We start from the raw sequence: 24,679 nt of genomic DNA, 5'->3' as shown, positions 1-24,679 counted from the left end.
TTAACAGAAGAATGATTTCCATGTATGAAGCCTATTTATTACCTTCATTTCAAACATATCGAGCGGTTCTCGCATATTGTATAAATGACTACGTGTATAGAAAGGGGGATCTATATGTTCCCAGGAGGACCAAGAATGCCAATGGGTCCGATGAATAATATGAATGGCTTCTCACCTTTTCAATCATTAGCTAGAGGAGCTGCACAAATGCCACAAGCTCCAACGCGCGGTGCCGGTGGTTTATTATCAAAGCTATTTTCAAAGCAAGGAGCTGGGGCTGCTGGTGCTTTAAACAATGTAGCTGGTCAGTCTTTACAACAAGGATCTGGAGGATTTTTATCAAACCTTTTAGCAAATCCAGGCGGAATGCTAAACAACGTTCAAAAGGCGATCGGTGTTGCCAATCAGGTCGGACCAATGGTACAGCAATACGGACCAATGGTTAGAAATATTCCTTCATTAATTAAACTTTACAAGGAATTCAACTCAAGTGATGACGCCAAAACAGATGAAGTCGTAGAAGAAAAAGAAGTTCCGGTTGCAAAAGAAAATTCAACTGACAAACCTGTAGTTGAAAAAGGAATTTCTAAGCCAAAGTTATACGTTTAGGTTTCTTTTTTTGTCACCCTAGTCTACATGCTATATAATAAAGGAGTAAGCTTCATAAATTAAAGTGAAATCTGATTAATCATATAGATGTAGCTATGCTTGCTTTAATAAGGGGGACAAATGTAATGGAAGTACTGAAAATTGCTCCAAGAGGATATTGCTATGGTGTTGTAGATGCCATGGTCATTGCTCGAAACGCAGCTTTAGATAAAAGCCTACCAAGACCAATTTATATCTTAGGGATGATTGTTCATAATAAGCATGTAACAGATGCATTTGAAGAGGAAGGAATTATCACTCTCGATGGTCCTAATCGACTTGAAATATTGAGTCAAGTTGAAAAAGGAACAGTTATCTTTACAGCACACGGAGTGTCACCTGAGGTCAGACGAATTGCTGCAGATAAAGGTCTTACTACGATTGATGCAACGTGTCCAGATGTGACTGTTACACATGATTTAATCCGCAATAAAAAAGAAGATGGGTATGAATTTATCTATATTGGCAAAAAGGGGCATCCCGAGCCTGAGGGTGCTGTTGGGATTGCACCAGAAATAGTTCATCTTGTTGAGAATGTAGAGGATGTAGATCAGCTTTCTATTACAAGTGAAAAAATCATCGTAACCAATCAAACGACGATGAGTCAATGGGATGTTCAAGATATCATGGAAAAGGTAAAAGCAAAATATCCACACACAGAGGTCCACAAGGAAATTTGTGTAGCCACTCAGGTCAGACAGGAAGCCGTTGCGGAACAGGCAAAACAAGCTGATTTAACCATTGTAGTTGGGGATCCTAAAAGTAACAACTCCAATAGACTTGCTCAAGTTTCTGAGCAGATAGCAGGTACAAAGGCTTATCGAATCTCTGACATTTCTGAGCTTGAGCTTGAATGGTTAAATGGGGTAAACAAGGTAGCTGTAACAGCTGGTGCTTCAACACCTACTCCAATTACAAAAGAAGTCATTGCATTCCTTGAGCAATATGATCCGACTAACGAAAGCACATGGAATAAAAAACCTTCTATTCCTTTAAATAAAATTTTACCAAAGGTGAAAGTAAAATAGCATCCGGATGGATGCTATTTCTTTGTTTTCTGTTTATGCTCTAATCAAAAGCTTATCTAAATTGAAAGGGATTTGTATTAGTTTCAGACTGGTGAATAGAAAAAGCAAAAGAATGATCCACCTTACCTCTTTCCAGTACTTGTGAAACTCCTTTTATCATAATTTTCTCGATATGATGACCAGGATCAACAATATTCAGTCCAAGATTCATTGCTTCATGTGCAAAATGAAAATAAATATCTCCACTTACAAAAACATCTGCTCCAGAAAAATGTGCTGCATGAATATATTTATTACCATCTCCACCAAGTACAGCGACCTTTTTAACCTTACTAGAAAGATCACCGACTATACGCAATCCCTCAACATTAAAGGTTTGCTTTACATATTGAGCAAATTCCTCTAACGTCATTTCATTCTGAAGTACCCCAATTCGTCCAAGGCCAAATTCTTTTCCTTTGTTTTCAAGAGGATAAATATCATAGGCAACCTCTTCATATGGGTGAGCCTTATTTAAGGCAGATAGGATTTTCCGTTGAAGTTCTGCAGGGAAGATGGTTTCAATTTTAACCTCCTCTACCTCCTCAAGGCGTCCCTCTGCACCGATAAAGGGACTTGAGCCCTCTTCAGGCTTAAAAGTCCCAACTCCCTTAGTAATGAATGTACAGTTGCTGTAATTGCCAATATGACCAGCTCCTGCGTTACCAAGTGCCATTCTAACTACTTCCATGTGAGTGTCAGGGACAAATACAACAAGCTTCTTCAAAGGAGTTGTTTCTGTCGTTGAAAGTATTTTAACATCCTTAAGCTGTAATGCTTCTGCTAAGAGATCATTTACTCCACCTTGGGTAATATCTAGGTTAGTATGGGCTGAGTATACAGCAATATCATGTTTCATACATTTTTCAATAATTCTACCTGTTGCTGAATCCGTTCGAACATGCTTAATCGGTCTGAAGATTGGAGGATGATGTGAAATAATTAAATCCACTTTTTTTTCAATGGCTTCGTCGATTACGGGTTCTAATACATCTAAAGTAACCATAACATGATGGATTGGCTTATTTAACGATCCTATTTGAAGTCCATACTTGTCATTCTCTAAGGCTAAAGACATTGGTGAAAATTTCTCAAACAACCCAATTACTTCAAACCCATTTGGGATCTTAGTCATGTAAATCCAACTCCTCCTTAACAAATTGTAAATAGGATAATAGCTCCTCTTTCTTTTCATCCACTTCTACTGAAGGAGCAGCACTCTCTAATTGATTGAGAATTCTTTCCCAGTTTGCCTTCTCAAGCGTCCACTTTTTTATGAACACCTGATTATGTTCCTTTAATAAAAACGGTCCCAATAATAATTGTTTGGTTAAGTCATTAGTCGTATAGGAAAACGTCGGTTCTCCGGGTTCAGCAACTAGAACTTCGTAGATTTTATCATCTTCTTCTAGAATCTTCTCATCAACTAATTTCCAACCATTTTGGAGTAACCACTTCCGAACAGATATCGCAGAAATATTGGGCTGTAGAATGAGTCTGTTCACACCAGCCAGCTTTTCCTTACCGGCTTCAAGAATCGAGGCAATCAGTGCTCCCCCCATTCCACAAATGGTAATAACATTCACTTCTCCTTTAGAAATAACAGCCAAGCCATCTCCTTTTCTTACATCAATCCATTTATGTAAATCTAATCGATTAACTTGATTTTTAGCAGTTTGGAAAGGACCCTCCACTACTTCCCCTGCTATCGCAAAAGGGACGATTCCTTTTAAATAGCAATATATAGGAAGATAAGCATGATCTGATCCAATGTCAGCAAGAGTTGATCCCTCCAAAATAACACTTGCGACGGTTTCTAGCCTTTTTGATAGTTTTAATTCATTCACGATCCTTCACCACTTTCAACACATTAAAAAACTTCTCTTCTCATCATAATCATTCCTCAGAGAGGTTTCAACTTCACCACTTTAAACATTATAAGTTGTTAATGCTACTCATATAAAAAAAAGGCTTTTGCTTTCGCAAAAACCCAAGAAACTTTCTATTTCTTTTCTGCTAACCATTCTGCCAAAGCTTGTGCCTTATCAGCATCTATAGCAATAGCTGGCATTGAGCCTTGCCCATTAGTAATAACTCCCTGAATATGTTCAGCGTCATATTGACTACCGATATTAGCAAGTGCAGGACCAAATCCACCTTGTAGTTGATCCCCGTGACAGCTTAAGCAATTAGCAGCATAAAGCTCTTCAGGTGTCGAAGCTTCCGCCGCTGGTTCCTCTTCTCCACCATGTGCCATTTCATCCGCATTATCAAGACCTACGAATGAAAAAAGAAACATTGCTCCAATTCCTAAAATTGCAATAAGTGCAAACGGTATTAATGGATTACGATTCATCAGTTTTTCCTCCCTTATGTAAATTTAACTATGCATAATCATCTCAATGCATGTGCACTAAAACGAGCGATTCTAGGTTCCAAATGAATAATCCATTTGTTTACAAGACCTAGTGTTCATCTTTTATTTTATACAAACAATCTCTATTTTACTTGAAATTGACGAGAAGTAAAAGTCCTAATGTACAAGATACTCATAAATTCACGATTTCGACAAAAAAAACTTCATCAATTGATGAAGTTTTTTCTATCTAACATCCAATTTCACGAGCTATTACGATTCTCTGAATTTCAGAAGTGCCTTCACCAATTTCAAGTAATTTTGCGTCTCTCATGAACCGTTCTACATGATAATCTCGCATATAGCCGTTACCACCATGAATTTGAACTGCCTGATTGGTAATCTCCATGCATATTTCTGAAGCATAAAGCTTACACATCGAAGCTTCCTTTGAATAGGACCTACCTTGATCTTTTAACCAGGCAGCTTTATACACCATATTCCTGGCCAATTCTATTTTCATAGCCATATCTGCAAGTTTGAATTGAATTGCTTGGAATTTACTCAGTGGAGAGCCAAATTGTCGTCGCTCTTTAGCATACCCAAGTGCTTGATCATATGCAGCTTGCGCAATTCCAACTGCCATAGCACCTATTCCGATTCTTCCACCATCCAACGTTTGAAGGAATTGTTTAAAGCCATTACCACGTTTACCTAATAGATGATCTTGGGGTACTATAACGTCTTCTAAAACTAATTCAGTAGTATTGGAAGAGTGTAAGCCCATTTTCTCGTATTGATCAATGATTGTAAAGCCAGGAGCATCTGTAGGCACGATAATCGCACTTATTTCTTTTTTGTTGTCTTGTTGACCTGTTATCGCAGTTATAGCCAAATATTTTGCATAACTTGCATTCGTTATATAGCATTTATTTCCATTAATCCGAAAATCAGACCCTTCTTCCCTAGCCATGGTTTGGGTACCACCGGCATCAGACCCTGCATTGGGCTCTGTTAATCCAAATGCTCCTAATGATTCACCTGAACAGATAGCTGGTAAGTATTTACTTTTCTGTTCGTCTGTACCAAACATATGTATCGGAGCCCCACCTAAAGAAATATGGGCCGAATATGTAATTCCTGTTGAGCCACAAGCACGACTTAACTCTTCTACCACGATTGCAAAGCTTACAGTGTCAGCACCTGCTCCTCCATATTCCTCATCAAATGGCAGTCCCATCATACCAAGCTTTCCAAGTTTGTTCATAATCTCAATTGGGAATCGCTTTTCTTTATCTCGCTTTTCCGCTTCTGGAGCAACTTCTTCATTTGAAAATTCACGAATCATCTTTTGTAAAAGGATTTGTTCTGAATTTAAATCAAAGTTCATTTTTCGTTCCCCCTAGATTTTGTATGCGTTTTCATTTATTATAAATGTAAACAAGTAGTTTTCACAACATTTAAAACATTTATAATAATTATTCGCTCTAAGTGAGAAATATATCTTTAATCAAAAAAACGATTAAAATGACTAAACCACTTACTCCCGCTACTTTTAGATAGGTTAATTGTAGTTTTCTTCCGGCAACATACCAAAGCAGACAATGACTAAAAACTAAAGTGCCTAGAGTAAGGGGATTACCCTTAACGTAAAAATCAACTACCTCAATCGTGGTAATAAAAAATAGTAAAAATGATAAAATTATGTAAATTTTGAAATAAAAGCTTGTTTTGTTGCGATAATACCAAGTAAATAAAGAGGTTATAGCTAATAAACTTACATTTATGGTGATTTGCAAATGAATAGACATTTCAGTAAAATAGGTAGCAAGAAGTGCCACTAAGATAAATAACAAGCAACTTGTAGGAAGCATACTGCTAAAAAACTTGCCAAAACGGGCCCTTTTAGTCTCTTGATCTACATGTTCCCCTTCAGAGTACAAGGTTAATAAATAATTACAATATTGCTCTGGTAGTAAACGATTTGTTTTCCAATATTCGATTTCCTTAATGATGATTTGTTTTCGTTCAGAATTCATGATGATCACCTATACTTCCAAAAAAAATAGTTTACTTCATTGTAAGAAGTAAACTACTACATGTAAATAGATTTATTCTAAAAAGTCTTTTAGACGCTTACTTCGACTTGGGTGGCGAAGCTTTCTTAACGCTTTAGCTTCTATTTGTCGAATACGCTCACGGGTAACACCAAATACTTTCCCTACTTCTTCTAATGTTCTTGTACGTCCGTCGTCTAATCCAAAACGTAGACGTAGCACATTTTCTTCACGATCAGTTAACGTATCAAGAACATCTTCTAATTGCTCTTTAAGCAATTCATAGGCTGCATGTTCAGAAGGAGAAGTTGCATCTTGATCTTCAATGAAATCTCCAAGATGAGAATCATCTTCTTCACCAATTGGTGTCTCTAATGAAACTGGTTCTTGGGCAATTTTTAAAATTTCTCTTACTTTATCAGGAGTCAGATCCATGTCTTCTGCAATTTCTTCAGGTGAAGGTTCTCTACCTAAATCCTGGAGTAACTGTCTTTGAACTCTAATTAATTTATTTATAGTCTCTACCATATGAACTGGGATACGAATCGTTCTTGCCTGGTCAGCTATTGCTCTAGTGATTGCTTGACGAATCCACCATGTTGCATACGTACTAAATTTATACCCTTTTTCATAATCGAACTTTTCAACAGCTTTTATGAGGCCCATATTTCCTTCCTGAATTAAATCTAGGAATAACATACCTCGGCCTACATAACGTTTTGCAATACTAACAACTAAACGAAGATTAGCTTCAGCTAAACGACGCTTCGCTTCTTCATCACCCTTTTCAATTCGCTTCGCTAATTGAATTTCATTCTCTGCAGAAAGTAGGTCTACACGACCAATTTCCTTTAGATACATTCTTACAGGGTCATTGATTTTCACACCCGGCGGCACACTTAAATCGTTTAAATCAAATTCCTCATCCGTCTTTGCTAACTGTTGAATGTTGGGATCTTCTTCTTCACCATCACCAATTATTTCAACACCTTGCTCACCTAGGAATTCATAATATTCATCCATTTGATCCGATTCTATTTCAAATCCAGACATCTTATCGGCTATTTCTTCATACGTCAGAACTCCACGTTTCTTTCCTAGAGCAGTAAGCTGTTCTTTTACTTGGTCAAGGGTTAATTCATCCGTATCTGTTTCAACTTGTTTTGATTGAGTTGGTTTTTCAGCCATATAAGATCCCTCCTTCCAATTAGTGCTACTTTTCGTGATTATTTGAGGTCTTTCTTCATTTGGATAATTTCCATTTGAATTTGAGCAGCTTTAACGAACTCTTGCCTCCGTTCAGCATCTCTACGTTCTACTTCTTTTTCTTTTATTTTCAGCGTCTTCGGATAATTCAAAACCTGCTTTACATAATCGTTAAGCTCTTGTGATGAGATTTCCTCATTAATTGTAAGCATTGAAATTTCCGAAATTACTCGCTGTAAGGGAATATCCTCAATTCTACTTAAAAAAGCATTAACATCTGGCCTATGCCCTTCTTCATAAAAGCCGTACAAATAGGCAGCTATAGCACTGTGTTCTTCTATATTAAATAAACCACCTAATGTTTCCTGTACCTTAAAGGCCACATCTTGGTCTTTTAACATATGGGCAATCAATAAACGCTCTGCATTCTGATAAGCAGGTAACATTCTCTTAGCTGGCAAAATAGGTCTATTAACTATATTATTTCTTGATGTATGCTCATTATCCCTTTTTTTAACCTGCTTACTTAGTTGTAATTCCTGAGATTTTAGTGCATCCAATGAAATGGAAAATTCTTCAGCCAGCTGTCGTAAGTAATGATCTTTTTCAACTGGCTTTTCTAAGTGAGAAATTTCCTTAAGTACATCATCGATATAAGAAATCCGATCTGCTTCATCTCGGAGATCTTTACCTCTTCTAAAATATTGAAGCTTAAATGCCATCAACGTTAAACTTGCCCCTATTACATCGGTTCTAAACTTGGCTTCACCAAATTTTTTAATGTAGTCATCAGGATCAAGACCCTCTGGCATCATCGCAACCCTTACTTCGCAGCCGGCTGCCTTTAGCATTGAAGAAGCTCTATAGGCGGCTTCAACTCCAGCTTTATCAGAATCATAGCAAACTGTGACATGATCAACATTCCGTTTGATGATTTTGATTTGTTCTTCTGTTAAAGCAGTCCCCATTGTTGCAATAGAATTAGTAAAATCAGCACGGTGCAATGCGATAACATCTACAAACCCTTCGAGAAGAATCACTTGCTGCTTTTTTCTAATATGTGACCGAGCCAAATGAAAGCCATACAGAGTTTTGCTTTTTTGAAATATATCTGTTTCTGGACTATTTAGATATTTAGGTTCTCCACCTTGTATCACTCTGCCACTAAATGCTGAAACCTGACCTTGTAGATTCCAAAGAGGAAACATTACTCTATTCCTAAAGCGATCAAAATAACGCCCTTCTGGATTCCTTATTGAAATTCCAGCACTTTCAAGCAAATCAAGAGAAAATCCTCTTTTTTGTAAAAACTTTGTTCCAAAGTCCCACGAAGACGGTGAATACCCAATTCCAAACATATCAATGGTTTCTCTTGTAATACCACGGTTAGTTAAATATTCTAAAGGTTCTTGACCTTCCTTTGTGTTTACAAGCAAATGATGGTAAAATTTCTTTAACAGCTCATGAGCTTCGATCATCTTGGCTTCATGTGTCGAAAGTTTTGATGAAGTTGTTTGTTCAATTGAATGAGGAAGCTCAACGTCGGCTCTTTCAGCTGCTTGTTGAACTGCTTCTATAAAAGAGACCCCTTCTATTTCCATCAAGAATGAAAATATATTTCCACCTGCACCGCATCCAAAGCAGTGGTAAATTTGCTTATCTGTAGATACAGAAAACGATGGAGAATTTTCTCCATGAAAGGGACACAGTCCAAAATAGTTCCTGCCTTGTTTCTTCAATTGAACATATTCACTAACTACATCTACAATGTCTATTGTATTGCGAATCTTTTCGATAATATCTTCTGAAATTCGATTCACTAGTTAACAACTCCATTGTTTTATATTTCTATATAGAATCGCGATTTCCTTCAAGATTCGACAAAATTTTTTCGAGAGTTAAAACAAATTGTTGACGGTCTTGGTTGGTGAACGGACTTGGACCCTTTGAAAAGTTTCCTTTCCGTCTTTCTTTTGCCGATATATACCTCATATTTAGGGCGAATCCTATCGTCTCCTCAAGATATTGTTTTCCACGAGGGGAAACCGCTATAATTCCTTTACCTAATAATAAGCTTGCTAACCCTATATCTTGAGTAATTACGACATCACCTCTCTTAGCATGATTAGTAATGTACATATCGACCTCTTCCTTATTAGCGTCAACATATACCCATGTACCACCAATAGTATTTGTCATCATATGGGAGTAAGAGGCTACAAATATGACATTAATTTGATATGTACTCGCAATATGTAAGATTTCATTTTTAACAGGACACGCATCTGCGTCCACATAAATTTCTTCATTATTTTTCGTCATATTTCACTATTCTACATCCCTCCGAATAATCCTTCAATCTATATGCAAGTTTTAAATTTCAGAATTTTGTCATATGGATAATAAAAGGCCTATACCATACTATTTAACATGATATGCTATTTTCCCTTCTTATTCGGGCAAAAAAAATACTTTTCCTCTTGACAAATGCTATACATTTAGTTTATTCGGTTTTACCCAACTCTAAACCTATTTTATTCTTTTTTGTCAACAATTTTTCATTATAGTATAGTTTTCGTTAAATATCCATTGTTTTTTGGCCACTTAAACTTATTTTTCTTAAATAACTAAAATTTCTCCTGTGAGCAAAATTAATAAAACAAATAATTTAAATTAAAATAATGTATCGTCCTTTTGGCAATCAGATGGGAACATTGGGGAAGGCTTCTATCAATACTAATAGTCTTAATCAAAAAAACACACCCTGTAACAATTTGGGTGTGGTTTTCTTTAAATTTTATAAGTGGATTGATAAATGTTTAAGATCACATTTGCAGTTTCTTCAACAGCTTTACTAGATACATCAATTACTTTGCAGCCAATTTTATCAGCAACCTTCTCGAAATACTCTAGTTCTTCCTTTATTCTCTCGATATTTGCATAGCTTGCTTCATCATTTAATCCTAATGCCTTCAGTCTTTCTTTACGTATATCATTAAGCTTATCTGGACTAATTTTCAAACCGAAACAACGTGTTGGTGGTACTTTAAATAATTCCTCTGGTGGATCAACTTCAGGTACAATTGGTACATTGGCCACTTTGAGTCGCTTGTGAGCGAGATATTGTGATAAAGGTGTTTTCGATGTTCTCGAAACTCCAACTAATACGATGTCCGCACGTAAAATTCCCCTTGGATCTCTACCATCATCATATTTTACAGCAAATTCGATGGCTTCTACTTTCCTAAAGTAATCTTCATCTAATTTTCTAACATTCCCTGGTTCGCATAACGGAGGTAACCCTGTTGTCTCTTGGATTCGATCAATAAGAGGTCCTATAATATCAACGACAACGACCCCTTCTGCTTTTGCTTCATCCATCAAATAATGACGCAATTCAGGAATAACAAGAGTGAATACAATAATTCCATTATTAAGCTTCGCTAGATGAATAACTTCCTTTAATGTGGACTTATCTTCAATAAATGGAATTCTCCGGATCAACGTGTCAGTGGTCTGAAATTGACTGATTGCTGCTTTTACGACTAATTCTGCTGTTTCTCCAACTGAATCAGAAACTACATAGATGATTTGGTTATTCATCTCATCCCTCCATCGCCATCAAAATTATATATTAGATCATTTCGTCATGTCCTAAATCCACAAGAACCTTTGTCATATTCGTCTTAGTTAATCGACCGACAACTTCTAGCCCTTTTTCAGTTTCCTTTACTACAGGGACCGCATCAATTTGCTTTTCAATTAATCTTACGGCCACATCTAACATTAAGTCGTCCTTTTTACATACCGTTATATTAGGCATCCTCGTCATAATGATATGTACTGGGATAGAATTTAGCTCTTGCTTTCCTAAACTTGCACGAAGTAGGTCCTTTCTTGATAAAACCCCGACGAGAATCGCTTCTTTATTTACGACAAATAATGTTCCGACATCCTCTAGAAACATCGTACAAATAGCATCATAAACCGAGACATTTTCATCTACTACCACAGGAATGGACTGGTAATCTTTTACTTGTAGTTTTTTTACTTTCTCTGTTAACAATTGGGACCCTGTTTTTCCCGTATAAAAATAACCAACGCGTGGTCTTGCATCTAAATAACCAGCCATTGTTAGGATTGCTAAATCCGGTCGCAACGTAGCCCGCGTTAAATTCAATCGATCAGCAATATTTTCTCCTGTTATTGGTCCATTATCTTTTACGATTTGTACGATTAACTCTTGTCTTTTATTAAGTTCTATTGGTAACACCACCTTTTGTGTGCAGCCCTCTTAAATGTGCTATACTAAACGTTATTATATAGCATATATATAAAACTTGGCTACCAAAATACATCTTAAATATGAATACAAAAAACTCTCGGGAGCTTATTTCCGAGAGCTTTTTTCATTTTTAAGTATGGGTTAAAGAGGATTATTGAACGTTTCTAATTGTGTTAAAAATCTTTTTGACTTTAACATTAATCCTGAATACTCATCATAAAATCGACTAATTACCATTTTGAGCTCGGCTTTCGTTTCTTCTTTTACAGATATATTACCTAGTCTATTTAGATCAAATGTGTAAAAAAGACGGAGAAGCCTGACCGTAGCTGGTGATATGTTTAACCGATTTTGATCCTTTCCCGAACAATTCTGGCATAGGAATCCACCTTCTTGAATGGAAAAGGAAAATGTACTCTCTGTTTGTCCGCAACTTACACAGCTAGATAAGTGTGGATATAAACCAATCACTTGAAGCATCTTGAGTTCAAAAATCATTTTTAATATCTCTAAATCCAAGCCTTCATTCATATAGTTAAGAGTCTGATGAAGTAGTTCAAATAAATAAGGGTTTCCTTGCCTTTCTTCTACTCCCTTATCTGTTAACTCTACCACATAGGAGGCATAAGCAGTCGCAATAATATCTGATTTGATATATTTCATGCTCGAGATACTTTCACCTTGCTGAAGAGTACCCAGTCCTTTACCTGACTGCACTAAGAAATATCCATAAGTAAATAGTTGAGAAATAGAGGATAGTCGACTACTTGGCTTTTTAGCACCCCTTGCCATTACGCCGATTTTCCCTAATTCTCTTGTAAATATGGTGACAATCTTATTTGTTTCACCATAGTCATTCGTCCTTACAACAATTCCTTCAACTTTTTGAAGCAAATTTTTCACCTTCCAAGAGTTTATGGAAGGGTCAGGAAATCGGTGAATCTAATTCTGCTAGCTCCTCACTAAAATCTTCGGTTCTTGGTTCATGATCCTTTTCAAGCTCTTTAAAAAGAAGGTATGTGTCAATGTTACCTGTCTCACTAAACACTTTCCAAGTAAAATGTAGCATAAGAACCCCACCTTTCTGTTTTTAAACTAGCAACTACTAAATCCAAATCCTTAGCATTTATGATGACCCTTCTACCCTAGTTTCATGTGAGATAAATTTTGTTAATTATCTTTTTGGCTACTAATGCATACTACATGCAGGTAACAAACTTTGTTGTTTAAGAATGCGGATATTAACGTGGCGTTTCATTACGCTACAGACACTTGCTTTCCGCGGGGAGGAAGTCGAGCCTCCTCGGCTTTGCCTGCGGGGTCTCGACCTTTCCTCATCTCCCGCAGGAGTCAAGCGTCTTCCGCTCCATTCCACAAGGTAAAGTATTCAAAGACATAATCTTTACTTAAGGAATGAGTTTCTTTTTTTAATATTCGTCGTCTCTAAATCCATAATCACGGAGATTGGATAAGCGGTTCCGCCAATCCTTTTGGACCTTTACCCATAATTCTAAGAAAACTTTAGAGCCAAGTAATGCTTCTATATCTTCTCTAGCTCGTTTACCAACTTCCTTAAGCATAGATCCTTGTTTTCCAATAATAATGCCTTTTTGAGAGGAACGTTCAACAATGACTGTTGCACTAATAAAGACTGTTTCTCCGCCTTCTCTTTTTTCCATTGAGTCCATGACAACTGCAATTGAGTGGGGAATCTCTTCCCTTGTTAAGTGCAACACCTTTTCACGAATTAATTCTGTAATAATAAATCGTTCTGGATGATCGGTCACTTGATTTTCTGGATAGTATTGCGGGCCCTCAGGCAAGTATTTCTTAATCTGTTCAATTAATGTTTCAACATTATTTCCCTGTAAAGCCGAAATCGGAACAATCTCAGCAAAAGAATAAAGCTCTTTATACTGGTTAATGATGTTTAACAGTTTATCTGGGTGAACTTGATCGATTTTATTTAGGATGAGAAAAACAGGCTGACTCGTTGTTTTTAATCGTTCTATTATGAATTCATCCCCGCGTCCATAACCTTCTTCAACGTTTACCATAAACAAAACAATATCTACTTCTTTTAGCGTGTTTTGTGCCATTTTCATCATGAAATCACCAAGTTTATGCTTTGGTTTATGAATCCCTGGTGTATCAATAAAGATAATCTGTGAGTTCTCTTCCGTGTATACCCCTTGAATTTTATTTCGGGTAGTCTGAGGCTTATCACTCATAATGGCAATCTTCTGACCAATTACTCTGTTTAGAAATGTTGATTTTCCCACATTTGGGCGACCAATAATAGATACAAATCCTGAATTATACGTTTCCTTTGTCATCTTTTAAATCCTCCGCTGAAAAAGCTCCTGGTAGTAATTCTGCAACTGTTAGTTCATGTATGTCATCATGTAAATTTGTTAAATATACCTTCATATCACCCGAGCAAAGCTCTGAAATCACTTGTCGGCATGCCCCACATGGAGGAACGGGTCTATCTGTGTCTGCAACTACCGCTATCGCAACAAATTCCTGTTCTCCCTCCGAAACCGCTTTAAATAAGGCAGTTCGTTCAGCACAATTCGTCATACTATAAGCCGCATTTTCAATATTACAGCCTCTATATATCTTTCCATCCTTTGTCAGAAGTGCTGCTCCAACCTTAAACTTTGAATAGGGTACATAGGCAAGGTCTCTTGCTTTCTTTGCTTCTAAAATTAACTGGTCAATATTCAATACTTTTACTTCCTTTCAACTAATCGCGAACGACTATCTTTATTTTACCTTAAAAAAGTGAAAATTTCACCCTAAATAGTGAGAAAATTTAAAAAATTAACTAGTCTTCCTGTAAAAATAATGAGACCAATTATAACGGATATGATTGCAAAAATAAAAACAGCTGCGGCTGCTACATCCTTTGCTTGTTTAGCTACAGGATGTAACTCCTTATTGGTGACAAGGTCAACTGTTCTTTCAATCGCAGTGTTAACTAATTCCAGTGAGATAATTCCTCCAACTAAAAGGAGGAGGATCAACCATTCCCCTTTGCTTACTTTTAAGAAGAAAGCTAAACCAAACACAATACAAACGACTAATGTGTGAATCCGAATGTTTTGTTCAGTTTTATAGGCATGTATAATTCCTGCTGAGGCATACTTAAAGCTTCGTATTAACCTACCCCAATCCCTAATCATTATCTTACTAAACCATATTCATGTAAAATTTCTTCTTGTCTTGAGAACATTTTCTTTTCATCTTCTTCATTCATATGGTCATAGCCTAGTAGGTGCAGAAAACCATGTACTGTTAAAAAGCCTAATTCTCTTGAATAAGAATGTCCATATTCCTCTGCCTGCAGTCTTGCCTGTTCAATCGAAATAATCAAATCCCCTAAATGCTTAGGAAGTTGGTCACCGTATATTTCGATTTCTCCTTGTCCCATTTCCTCCATTGCAAAAGATATAACGTCAGTAGGCTGATCCTTGCCACGGTATTCTTTATTTATTTCTTGTATACGTTCATTATTAACAAACGTTACCGATAGCTCAGTTTGATCTTGAACGTCTTCTAGCTCTGCAGCCAATTGTAGCAGCCCCTCTAATTGGTTTAAAAGGGGCTCCTCTATTAATTCAGTTTCGTCTATAAAATCAATATTTAGTTTCATGCTTCCTTCACCTTCTGTTTTGTTACTTCTGGGTATTCAATTCTTGAGTGGAAAATTCCCTGCATCGTTTCACAAAATGATTTTGCAATGATATCTAATTCTTTCATTGTAATATCACATTCATCAAGCTGACCATCTTGTAGACGATCCTTAATAATCGAATTTACAATCGCCTCAATTTTATGTGGAGACGGGTGATTCATCGAGCGGACTGCCGCTTCTACACTATCTGCAATTCCGATAATAGCAATTTCCTTTGTCTGTGCTTTTGGTCCAACATATCTGAACTCACTCTCTTGTATTTCTTTCTCAGTATTTTGTGTTGCCTTGTGATAAAAATACTTTAATAAGGTTGTTCCATGATGTTGCTCTGCAATATCAACTATTTCCTTTGGCATTTTATGCTGTCTTAGTAATTCTGCACCATCTGTTGCATGCGAAATAATAATCGTTTTACTTAACTGAGGTGAAATTTTATCATGTGGGTTTTCTCTGTTCATTTGGTTTTCGATAAAGAACTGTGGACGCTTTGTTTTTCCTATATCATGATAATATGATCCCACCCTTGCAAGAAGCCCATTTGCACCGACGGCTTCGCAAGCTGCTTCTGAAAGGTTAGCAACCATGACACTGTGGTGATACGTTCCAGGTGTTTCAGTTAAGATTTTTCTTAATAATGGATGATTTGGGTTAGAAAGTTCAATTAACCTCATTGTAGAAAGTATTCCAAATCCAGCCTCGAAAAATGGCAGGAGTCCAATTGCGAGAACGGCAGCAACAATTCCAGATAATAGTGCCATTATAAAGTATGGTGTTGACTCAAAACTAACAACATGCCCATTTTTCAGCATAACTAAAGCTGTCAATAATATAAAGTTTACAATCCCAACGAATAAACCTGCCTGTAAAATTTTTGCTCTTTGGTTATGTTTCCCGAGAAATAATATACTTGCAATACAACTAATTAAAAAGTAAATCCCGATTGAAAAATTGAAGGCACTAGAAATCCCTCCGTTAAAAATGATGCTACCACTTATAGCTAGGATTACACTAGCTAGCATAGCTAAGCGTTCATTAATTAATAATCTAATTAATATAGCACCCATAGCCACTGGAACAACATAACCAATTTCCGAGAAATTAATTTGTTGAAACAAGCTAATAATTTTCATTAGTATAATGGTTATTGAACAAATTAAAATATAAATAGTTGTATATTTAAGCTCACTCTTTTTACCATCTCTAAAATAAAAATAAACCGCACTTACAACCAACAATATGAGGATTACTAACCCGATAAATGGCTGGTTTGTATCAGTATCCTCTAAAAAGCCTGCTAGTCTTAATTGACGGTAGACCTCTTCGTCAATTAGCTCACCTTCTCTTACGATTATCTGTCCTTGTAGAATATATTCTGGGTCAATTGTCTCAGCAGCGACTTGTCTTTTCGCATTTGTTTCTTCCTTGTCAAAAACAACATTCGGAACAATAGCGAACCTACACAACTCAATAGTTGCCTGCTTAAGACTATTAGTTACGTTAATATAACGAAGCTCCTGAGTAACACGTTCTCTTGCAGCATCTACCTCTTGTGTTTCGATTCTCTGCGACATAATATTATTTACAGCTGTAACAGCGTTATCCCTTGCTAATGTACGTTGTTTTGGGGTAGCTGAAAAAAGAGCAATAATGGTATCCTTAGAAAGCTCCTTATGAAGTAAAACTTCACTAGGTAGAGCCTCATTCAACCTAGTTATTTTTTCATCATTCGACACTTTCGCAAGAAGCTCTTCTCTCGAAGGCACGGTTTCTTCAGTATTTTCCCCATCTACTTCCAACATTCCTTGCTCAATAATATCGTTTTCAACATCCTGAATTTCTTTGAAAATTACATCTATGATATCAATTTGGTTTTGTGCATAACCCTTTTTCATGGTATAAACATCGCTAACCTGTTGAATGGCATCATTCTTCTTTTCTTCTGTCTTTTCTACATCCTGAATTAAAGCAGGAGAAACAATGGTTTTTTCCGCTTCTGTATACTGCTTTAGATTTAATTTTTCCGGCCGGATGTTACTATACATCGAGAAGAATAAAATAGTAGCAAACAATAAATATAGGATTGTAATTAAAAAATGTTCATTTTTAATTACTTTCACATATTTTAGTAACTTCTTTAGTTCTTTCATTGGAGCCTACCTCCTTACATCCATTTTCCATAGTACAAGGATAACATGTTAACGATTCAATTCCACTCTTTTTTGGATAATATTAGAAATTGCTAAGGTCTACGGTTTTTCTCTATTATAGTAGTGTTTTACCAAATTGGCAAAATGCTTTTGACTATAGTCTTCGACTATATCTTGTTTATGGCTATATACTCCTTATCTTGGTGAATTACTACCGGTAAATTTATTTATCAGTTGATTTCCCTTCCATAAAAAATAAAGAACCCGAACTGGGTCCTTTATTCGCTTGTATCCTCATATGCTTTTATAATTTTTTGTACTAACGGGTGACGAACCACATCTGATTGCTCTAGATAAATATGAGATATTCCAGCTATCTCCTTTAATATTCGTTGTGCAACAGTAAGACCAGATGTAACCCCTTTTGGTAAGTCAACCTGAGAGACATCTCCAGTGATAACCATTTTTGAACCAAAACCTAGTCTCGTTAAAAACATCTTCATTTGAGCAGCCGTTGTATTTTGAGCCTCATCTAGAATAACAAACGCATCATCTAACGTTCTTCCTCTCATGTAAGCTAATGGGGCAATTTCAATCGTTCCTCGTTCAATCATACGTAGAGTATGCTCTTGTCCTAGGACGTCATGTAATGCATCGTATAAGGGTCTTAAGTAAGGATCTACTTTCTCCTTTAAATCCCCTGGTAAAAAACCTAAGCTTTCACCCGCTTCAACAGCAGGGCGAGTAAGGATAATTTTTTTTACCTGTCCATTTTTTAAAGCTGCGACCGCCATTACAACAGCTAAATAAGTCTTTCCAGTACCAGCTGGTCCAATTCCAAATACTAAGTCATTTTTCTTAATTGCATTTATATAATGTCTTTGACCCAGTGTTTTAATCCGAATAGATTTACCACGGGCATTTTTCGTAATTTCTTCCTCGTAAAGCTCAATAAACTGATCCATTTTACCCGACAATGCTAATTGTACAGCATAAGCTACATCTCTTTCTGAGATCGTAATTCCTTTTCTTATGACGGTTAGTAGACCATCAAGAACCTCTTCCACAAGTTCATGCTTTTCTGATTCAGTTGATACTAGAACAGATTGGCCCCTTGTAACGATTGATACATTTAGAAGCTCTTCAATTCGCTTTAAGTGTGAATCTTGATTACCAAATAATGCAATGGCTTCATTTGGATTATCTACTTGTTGATTGATTGTTATGAATTCTTCTGGCATTCTCAGTCTCCTTGAATAATTGGTTGTACTGTCGAAATTTCCTCAATCACCTGGTAATGTATGGTTAACTTAACTTTACCATTCTCCATACTTTGGTGCAAAACTTTTTCACCCTTAATCTTAGCTTGTTCATTTAATTGCTCTTTTAATTCATTTCTTCCGTTTTCTAATCCCACTTCTATAGCCTCTTGCTTGTTATAAGTACGATCTACTTTTTCACTTTCCCTAATGATTACTTTTTTATAGCTAATTGGTAGTTTCCATTTTAAGAAATAGAACGGCTTTTCTTCACTTGTCGTTTCAAATTCTTTAAATTCATGTTTTCCAAAGCCCCAAAATGGAATGTCCCAATTAAATAGCTGTATATATTGAGTAGTTTTGCTCTTACCTGTTAACACATTAAAGGTTGTTTTTAATGGGACAGTAACCTTTGCATCATACCAAGTCTCCCCCATTATTTCACCTCTAGCACTTACCACCTCTATCTTACCTTCTTGCCCTATAAATCCGGATACAAGCAAGTCCCCTTTTTGAACATAATCATGAATCGCAACCATTGGTTGTCCTTCTTCAACAAACATATTAGTAATGACTGCCGTCTTGGTAGCGACTAAATGACGTGGGCTAAAATATTCTACTTCCTTCGGCTGATTCTTTTCCACCACTCGAAAATGAAAGGTCGTCCCTTTTAACTCCACACCTACCCATGTAATCGCGTTAATGGTCTCTGATAAATGATTCTGAATTTCATCTGCATTACTTACCATGAATTGAAACTTTCCAGTCTCAACTCCAATCGACTGTAATTCTTTTTTAATTAAGTGCTCTGTTTCCGGTTTTGCACCTTGGATTTCAATACCCCACACCATATTAGACAGTATAAATAATAAGAGTAAGCAAGAAACAAAACCAATCACAAAGCCACTATTATAGAGAGCTTTTTTGAAGAGGAAGGGTAGACCTCTTCCTCCTACAAAGCTAAGCTTACAATTACTTTTCCTAATAATTCTTCTCAGCTTATGAACATCCTTTAGAGGGAGAGAACCCGTAACACTGGAATCAGGATGTCTTGTTACCTCCCAAATGGAAATGTTCTGACGCACACATTCATTGATAAAACGCTCAATCCCAGTTCCAACTACTTTTATTTTGACATGACCATTAAAAAAGATTGTCCAATGATTTTTCATCCTAAAACTACTCCCCCTCTAAAGATTAAGCCTGATCTAGATAAATAACCTGATCGATTTTTCCTTCAAGTAAGATTTCCTCTGGAAGAATCGTTTTGATGACAAAGGACTTGCCTTTTATAAGTAGCTGTCCTTGCTTTAAAAGTAACCGTAACTCCTTATCTGAAAATGCAAGTAAGCCTTTGTGATTCTCAATATATATATGTATTTGCCCGATCATCGTAATTCTCGGTAAGTCCATTGTTACATCAGCAGGTAAATCCATTTGATGTGTGATCCATCGTTTCATCTTATTTCCCCATTTGTTCATAAATGGACCCCCTTTCATCTCATATTTATGATAAAAAGGAGCTATGTATCACAGCTTTTTCATTTCAAACGCTATTAGTTTTGTAATTAAGCATCACAATCCCAGAAATCGTATAGGTATAGCCACAAAAAGAAAAAAGCTGTCGATTATTTCGACAGCTTTTTTGCACTTCTCGTATGATGTGGTTGGTGAGCTCGAGGGGAGCCAAGAATTTCCGCCATGATCACGCCTTCCACAAGCCTTTGTTTATTTAACTTTTGAATAGTTGGATTTAGTTTTTTTACTTTATTTATTTTTATTGGTTCTTGTTTAAATGTATGCTCTCTAGCTTTTGTTTGATAATCTTGTCTTCCAATTCGTTCTTCCGGATTAGACATGAGTTCAACTTTAGGCTTCTCAATCTGTTGTGGTTGAGATGGAGCCTCAGGTGCGTTTTGCTTTCCAAAATGCTTTGGATGCATCGGGTCCAGATTAGGAGGTAAGAATGGCTTTTTCTTTTCTCCCTCTTGGTCAGACATATTTCTTTTAAAGAGACTATAGAGTCCGAATATGATGGCTACAATAATTGGAAGAAATTCACCCATCTAGCGTTCCTCCTCTACTGCAAATCATTATTTTTCATCCTCTTCAGATTCTTCGTTAATCTTTCCGATCGAATCTCTCATATCCGTATCAGCCATGATATTTTTTATGTTCATATAATCCATAACACCAATATTACCTGAACGTAAAGCTTCTGCCATTGCAAGGGGTACTTCAGCTTCAGCTTCCACAACTTTAGCGCGCATCTCTTCAACACGAGCACGCATTTCTTGTTCATGTGCAACTGCCATCGCGCGTCTTTCTTCCGCTTTGGCCTGCGCAATATTTTTATCTGCCTCTGCTTGGTCAGTTTGTAGTACAGCCCCGATATTTTTACCGATGTCAATATCTGCAATATCAATCGATAGGATTTCAAAGGCAGTACCAGCATCTAGACCTTTTTTCAACACAGTTTGAGAGATCATATCTGGATTTTCTAAAACCTTCTTATGATCGATTTGAGAACCGATGGTACTTACAATTCCTTCCCCAACACGGGCAATAATGGTCTCTTCACCAGCACCACCGACTAAACGATCGATATTAGCACGTACGGTGATTCTTGATTTTGCTTTAATTTCAATACCATCCATTGCTACACCCGCGATAAATGGAGTTTCAATCACCTTTGGATTAACACTCATTTGAACAGCCTCTAATACATCTCTTCCCGCAAGGTCAATTGCAGCACCACGTTCGAATGTTAATTCGATATTTGCACGATGTGCAGCGATTAGAGCATTCACGACTCTATCAACATTACCACCCGCTAAATAGTGACTCTCAAGCTGGTTAATGGTAACATCAAGTCCTGCTTTATGTGCCTTAATTAACGGATTAATAATACGATTAGGAATTACTCGACGTAATCTCATTCCAATTAGCGTAAAGATGCTAATTTTTACTCCTGCTGCTAATGCAGATATCCAGAGCATAACAGGTACAAAAGTTAATAATACAACTAATAAAATAAAACCAATTGCTACTGCTAACAATATTAAAATTGTTGTTTGATCGATCATTTCGTTTCCTCCTTGTTTTCTTCCACTTTACTTATTTCTCTAACAACCACTCGAGGTCCTTCTACTTTTACAATTTTAACAGAGATATTTTCTTGAATATATACACCTTCTGTTACAACATGTAAGAATTCTTCACCAAATACTGCAGTACCTGATGGTCTTAGAGGAGAACTTGTTGTTCCTACAAGCCCAATTAGTTCTTTACGGTTAACATTTGATACATAGCCTTGATTGGTGTGAGTCGCATCCTTTAAAATCAAACGATCAAACATTCTAACTTTCTTTCCAAATACTTTAAATAGGAGTACGGAGACAATTACACAAACAAGGAAGGCTATCAATACAGATATTGCTGCAAGCCCAATACTCTCGGTTGAAAGAAATACGCTAATTAAGATGGCTGCAAGTCCAATAATCCCTAATATACCACCAGGAACAAACAACTCAATAATTAATAGAATAAATCCAGCTACAAATAAAAGTATGGCTTCCATTCCGGCTAATCCAGCAACGGTATGTCCATAGAAAAATAGCAACAGGGAGGAAACTCCAACGAATCCTGGTATACCGAATCCTGGTGAGTAAAGCTCTAGAATCAGACCTAAACTTCCTAAGGATAGTAATATGGGTACCACTACTGGATGGGTGATAAATCTAGCAATATTTTCAGACAAGCTTACCTCAGAGTAGACAATTTCATGATCAGTTACGTTTAATTGTTCTAATAGCTCTGTTAGGCTTGAAACCGTTCCCTCTGAATACCCAACCTCCAGAGCTTGTGTCGGTGTTAATGTAAGCAATTCACCCTTGCCAGCATTTAATTGGGGCAAATCAATATCCTTATCCGCCATTGCCTTAGCATATATTGGGTCCCTGTCATTTAACTGCGCCGCACTTTCCATTGCAGCTAGCCAAAAGGATTCAGCTTTTTCTCCTGCTGCATTACCTTGCCCATCAATTACTGCTGCTGAACCCATTGTAGAACCCGGAGTCATATAAATCTCATCTGCATTAAGAGCAATGTATGCACCTGCTGAAAGTGCCTGCTTATTCACAAATGCAACTAATGGAATACTAGTCCCTGTAATACTCTTAGCAATTTCTGAGGCAGCATCAACAGCTCCACCAGGAGTATTTATATCTAAGATGACAAGTTCTGCACCCATCTCCTCCGCCTCTTCAATGGAACGGTTGATGAAAGCTAATAATCCTTTTTCGACCGTTTCGTGGACTGGAATAACATAGACAACTTTCTCATTTGTTTCAGCCGCTACTCTTGTTTGTACTTCTGCAAAAAATACTGCAAATAGGAGTATAGAAAATATAACCCATATAAACCTTTTAATCCTCATCCTTAACCCCCTTTCCTAATTCAACATACATAAATAACCACTCTTGTAATACGGATTATGTAGAAATAAGTTTCATTTTTTACATATTTATTTATTCGTTTCTAATAATTTGACACATAGAAGTCAAACATATCCCTATAAAAGCAAAAAACACCTTCAAAATGAAGGTGTTAGGATAAATGCTGTTGGACTAAGCGGTTAATAAGACTACCATCAGCCTTACCTTTTACTTTTGGTATAATTGCCCCCATCACTTTACCCATATCTGCTTTAGAAGTCGCATTAACTTCTGAAATCGTTTCTTTTATAATGTCCGTTAATTCTTCTTCAGTTAATTGCTTTGGAAGATATTCTTCCAAAACAATTAATTCAGCCTTTAACTTATCCACAAGGTCTTCACGACCAGCTTTTATAAACTCAAGGAGGGAGTCTTTACGTTGCTTAACTTCACGAGAAAGTACTGTCAACTCATCATCCTCTGATAACACATCAATTTTATTCTTGATGGCCTCATTTTGAATTGAAGCTTTAACCATTCGGATTACCGATAGTTTATCCTTCTCTTTGTTCCTCATCGCTTGTTTCATGTCGTTATTTAAACGTTCAAGAAGACTCATTAATTACACCCTCTATTAGAATTTACGTTTTCTAGCTGCCTCAGACTTTTTCTTACGCTTTACGCTAGGCTTCTCATAGAATTCACGCTTTCTTGCTTCAGAAAGTGTACCCGTTTTTGATACGGAACGTTTGAAACGACGTAGAGCATCTTCAATAGACTCGTTTTTACGTACGACTGTTTTAGTCATTCTATTTCCCTCCCTCCGAACAATCACGTGCAATGAATAGATTAAGACATGTAGACTATATTTAAAACATGTCTTTTGCCATTATAATATATCATATTCTAAGCGTCAACTTTATCTGGGTTCTTCATAACAGTTCTTTACCACTGAATTACTATTTGCCATTAAATATTGCGATCTTCCTAAATAGAGTGGGATTGTTAATTGGTTAAAATCAGGAAGTCCATTTTCTAAAAACTTTTGTTCATCTCGGTAAAAGTTTGTAATATCACCGACAATCCAATCATGGTCTCCATATGTTCTTATATCAATCACCTTGCACTCATAGGCAACATAAGCATCTTTAAGCACAGGACTGTTTATCGTTTCACCCTCAAAATAATCAAGGTTAGCAAACTTATTTACATTCAGCCCTGACTGTGTTCCACTTTCCTGGATAATTTTCGCCATATGACCAGGTAAAAAATTGATAGCGAACTCTTTCGAAGATGTAATTAATTTATGACTATGCCGTTCCTTTGCAATTGCTACCCCATAAATCGGTGGATCATAAGAAATATAGGTATGCCACCCGGCTGACATCACGTTTATTTCATCTTGTAATCTACTTGTTACAAGAGCAACCATACCTGGGTAACTATGCATGATCGTTTTTTTCGTACTTTTTAACATTCTCTCACTCCTAGTTCTTTATTTAATGTCTTGTCCATAAG

The 24,679-nt window shown here is 36.6% G+C and carries 28 protein-coding genes; 2 read left to right on the top strand and 26 right to left on the bottom strand.

The window, feature by feature from the left end; genetic code table 11:
• Positions 1-135 precede the first annotated feature (135 nt).
• Positions 136-609 carry a VrrA/YqfQ family protein gene (gene vrrA, locus M1D60_RS05970; protein ID WP_456278260.1) on the top strand — a complete coding sequence of 158 codons (474 nt, stop codon included), beginning with the start codon at positions 136-138 and terminating at the stop codon, positions 607-609.
• Between the two features lie 125 nt (positions 610-734).
• Positions 735-1,676, top strand: a complete 942-nt coding sequence (locus tag M1D60_RS05965) for a 4-hydroxy-3-methylbut-2-enyl diphosphate reductase (RefSeq protein WP_456278259.1) — start codon at positions 735-737, stop codon at positions 1,674-1,676.
• A 52-nt stretch (positions 1,677-1,728) separates the two neighbouring features.
• On the opposite strand, the gene M1D60_RS05960 is transcribed toward M1D60_RS05965, so the two are convergent.
• The 26 genes from M1D60_RS05960 to M1D60_RS05835 form a co-directional block, all read right to left on the bottom strand.
• A complete protein-coding gene (locus tag M1D60_RS05960) occupies positions 1,729-2,850 on the bottom strand; it encodes a Nif3-like dinuclear metal center hexameric protein (protein ID WP_456278258.1) in 1,122 nt (373 codons plus the stop codon).
• Positions 2,843-3,562 carry a tRNA (adenine(22)-N(1))-methyltransferase gene (locus tag M1D60_RS05955; RefSeq protein WP_456278257.1) on the bottom strand — a complete coding sequence of 240 codons (720 nt, stop codon included), beginning with the start codon at positions 3,560-3,562 and terminating at the stop codon, positions 2,843-2,845. The genes M1D60_RS05960 and M1D60_RS05955 overlap by 8 nt, the downstream gene beginning before the upstream one ends.
• Before the next feature lie 155 nt (positions 3,563-3,717).
• The gene (cccA, locus tag M1D60_RS05950; RefSeq protein ID WP_456278256.1) at positions 3,718-4,071 is read right to left on the bottom strand and encodes a cytochrome c550; all 354 of its coding nucleotides are present in this window, start codon (positions 4,069-4,071) and stop codon (positions 3,718-3,720) included.
• 250 nt (positions 4,072-4,321) lie between these two features.
• Positions 4,322-5,461 (bottom strand): acyl-CoA dehydrogenase family protein, encoded by a 1,140-nt coding sequence (locus M1D60_RS05945; RefSeq protein ID WP_456278255.1) that lies wholly within the window; start codon positions 5,459-5,461, stop codon positions 4,322-4,324.
• 97 nt (positions 5,462-5,558) lie between these two features.
• Entirely contained in the window at positions 5,559-6,110 is a 552-nt protein-coding gene (locus tag M1D60_RS05940; protein WP_456278254.1) for a hypothetical protein, read from the bottom strand.
• Positions 6,111-6,182: 72 nt separating this feature from the next.
• Positions 6,183-7,316, bottom strand: a complete 1,134-nt coding sequence (gene rpoD / locus M1D60_RS05935; RefSeq protein ID WP_456278253.1) for an RNA polymerase sigma factor RpoD — start codon at positions 7,314-7,316, stop codon at positions 6,183-6,185.
• 38 nt (positions 7,317-7,354) lie between these two features.
• Positions 7,355-9,154 (bottom strand): DNA primase, encoded by a 1,800-nt coding sequence (gene dnaG / locus M1D60_RS05930; RefSeq protein ID WP_456278252.1) that lies wholly within the window; start codon positions 9,152-9,154, stop codon positions 7,355-7,357.
• Positions 9,155-9,182: 28 nt separating this feature from the next.
• On the bottom strand, positions 9,183-9,656 hold the full coding sequence (locus M1D60_RS05925; RefSeq protein ID WP_456278251.1) for a YaiI/YqxD family protein: 474 nt from the start codon (positions 9,654-9,656) through the stop codon (positions 9,183-9,185).
• Between the two features lie 468 nt (positions 9,657-10,124).
• Complete coding sequence (locus tag M1D60_RS05920; RefSeq protein WP_456278250.1) at positions 10,125-10,937, bottom strand: pyruvate, water dikinase regulatory protein; 813 nt, start codon at positions 10,935-10,937, stop codon at positions 10,125-10,127.
• 31 nt (positions 10,938-10,968) lie between these two features.
• Positions 10,969-11,607, bottom strand: a complete 639-nt coding sequence (locus tag M1D60_RS05915) for a helix-turn-helix transcriptional regulator (protein WP_456279363.1) — start codon at positions 11,605-11,607, stop codon at positions 10,969-10,971.
• A gap of 153 nt (positions 11,608-11,760) precedes the next feature.
• On the bottom strand, positions 11,761-12,513 hold the full coding sequence (gene recO / locus M1D60_RS05910) for a DNA repair protein RecO (protein ID WP_456278249.1): 753 nt from the start codon (positions 12,511-12,513) through the stop codon (positions 11,761-11,763).
• 31 nt (positions 12,514-12,544) lie between these two features.
• Positions 12,545-12,688: a YqzL family protein gene (locus M1D60_RS05905; RefSeq protein ID WP_456278248.1), complete on the bottom strand. Its 144-nt coding sequence runs from the start codon at positions 12,686-12,688 to the stop codon at positions 12,545-12,547.
• A gap of 358 nt (positions 12,689-13,046) precedes the next feature.
• A complete protein-coding gene (era, locus tag M1D60_RS05900) occupies positions 13,047-13,955 on the bottom strand; it encodes a GTPase Era (RefSeq protein ID WP_456278247.1) in 909 nt (302 codons plus the stop codon).
• Complete coding sequence (locus M1D60_RS05895) at positions 13,936-14,349, bottom strand: cytidine deaminase (RefSeq protein ID WP_456278246.1); 414 nt, start codon at positions 14,347-14,349, stop codon at positions 13,936-13,938. Before M1D60_RS05895 ends, era begins: the two co-directional genes overlap by 20 nt.
• Before the next feature lie 71 nt (positions 14,350-14,420).
• A complete protein-coding gene (locus M1D60_RS05890; protein WP_456278245.1) occupies positions 14,421-14,807 on the bottom strand; it encodes a diacylglycerol kinase family protein in 387 nt (128 codons plus the stop codon).
• A complete protein-coding gene (gene ybeY, locus M1D60_RS05885; RefSeq protein WP_456278244.1) occupies positions 14,807-15,277 on the bottom strand; it encodes an rRNA maturation RNase YbeY in 471 nt (156 codons plus the stop codon). The genes M1D60_RS05890 and ybeY overlap by 1 nt, the downstream gene beginning before the upstream one ends.
• Positions 15,274-17,466, bottom strand: a complete 2,193-nt coding sequence (locus M1D60_RS05880; RefSeq protein WP_456278243.1) for an HD family phosphohydrolase — start codon at positions 17,464-17,466, stop codon at positions 15,274-15,276. The genes ybeY and M1D60_RS05880 overlap by 4 nt, the downstream gene beginning before the upstream one ends.
• Before the next feature lie 278 nt (positions 17,467-17,744).
• Positions 17,745-18,707 carry a PhoH family protein gene (locus M1D60_RS05875; RefSeq protein WP_456278242.1) on the bottom strand — a complete coding sequence of 321 codons (963 nt, stop codon included), beginning with the start codon at positions 18,705-18,707 and terminating at the stop codon, positions 17,745-17,747.
• A 2-nt stretch (positions 18,708-18,709) separates the two neighbouring features.
• Complete coding sequence (gene yqfD, locus M1D60_RS05870; protein ID WP_456278241.1) at positions 18,710-19,897, bottom strand: sporulation protein YqfD; 1,188 nt, start codon at positions 19,895-19,897, stop codon at positions 18,710-18,712.
• Between the two features lie 25 nt (positions 19,898-19,922).
• Positions 19,923-20,207: a sporulation protein YqfC gene (gene yqfC, locus M1D60_RS05865; protein WP_456278240.1), complete on the bottom strand. Its 285-nt coding sequence runs from the start codon at positions 20,205-20,207 to the stop codon at positions 19,923-19,925.
• 146 nt (positions 20,208-20,353) lie between these two features.
• Complete coding sequence (locus tag M1D60_RS05860; protein WP_456278239.1) at positions 20,354-20,791, bottom strand: hypothetical protein; 438 nt, start codon at positions 20,789-20,791, stop codon at positions 20,354-20,356.
• A gap of 27 nt (positions 20,792-20,818) precedes the next feature.
• The gene (gene floA / locus M1D60_RS05855; RefSeq protein ID WP_456279362.1) at positions 20,819-21,808 is read right to left on the bottom strand and encodes a flotillin-like protein FloA; all 990 of its coding nucleotides are present in this window, start codon (positions 21,806-21,808) and stop codon (positions 20,819-20,821) included.
• A complete protein-coding gene (locus M1D60_RS05850; protein WP_456278238.1) occupies positions 21,808-23,163 on the bottom strand; it encodes an NfeD family protein in 1,356 nt (451 codons plus the stop codon). Before M1D60_RS05850 ends, floA begins: the two co-directional genes overlap by 1 nt.
• Before the next feature lie 170 nt (positions 23,164-23,333).
• On the bottom strand, positions 23,334-23,780 hold the full coding sequence (locus M1D60_RS05845) for a GatB/YqeY domain-containing protein (protein WP_456278237.1): 447 nt from the start codon (positions 23,778-23,780) through the stop codon (positions 23,334-23,336).
• Between the two features lie 15 nt (positions 23,781-23,795).
• Positions 23,796-23,969, bottom strand: coding sequence for a 30S ribosomal protein S21 (rpsU, locus tag M1D60_RS05840; RefSeq protein ID WP_149218444.1), 174 nt, complete (start codon positions 23,967-23,969; stop codon positions 23,796-23,798).
• Positions 23,970-24,080: 111 nt separating this feature from the next.
• Positions 24,081-24,638 (bottom strand): flavin reductase family protein, encoded by a 558-nt coding sequence (locus M1D60_RS05835; protein WP_456278236.1) that lies wholly within the window; start codon positions 24,636-24,638, stop codon positions 24,081-24,083.
• Between the last annotated feature and the right edge of the window lie 41 nt (positions 24,639-24,679).

Source organism: Bacillus sp. AK128 (assembly GCF_053903075.1).
Note: the sequence above shows the minus strand (reverse complement) of the source record. Positions and strands in the feature narration are given on the sequence as shown.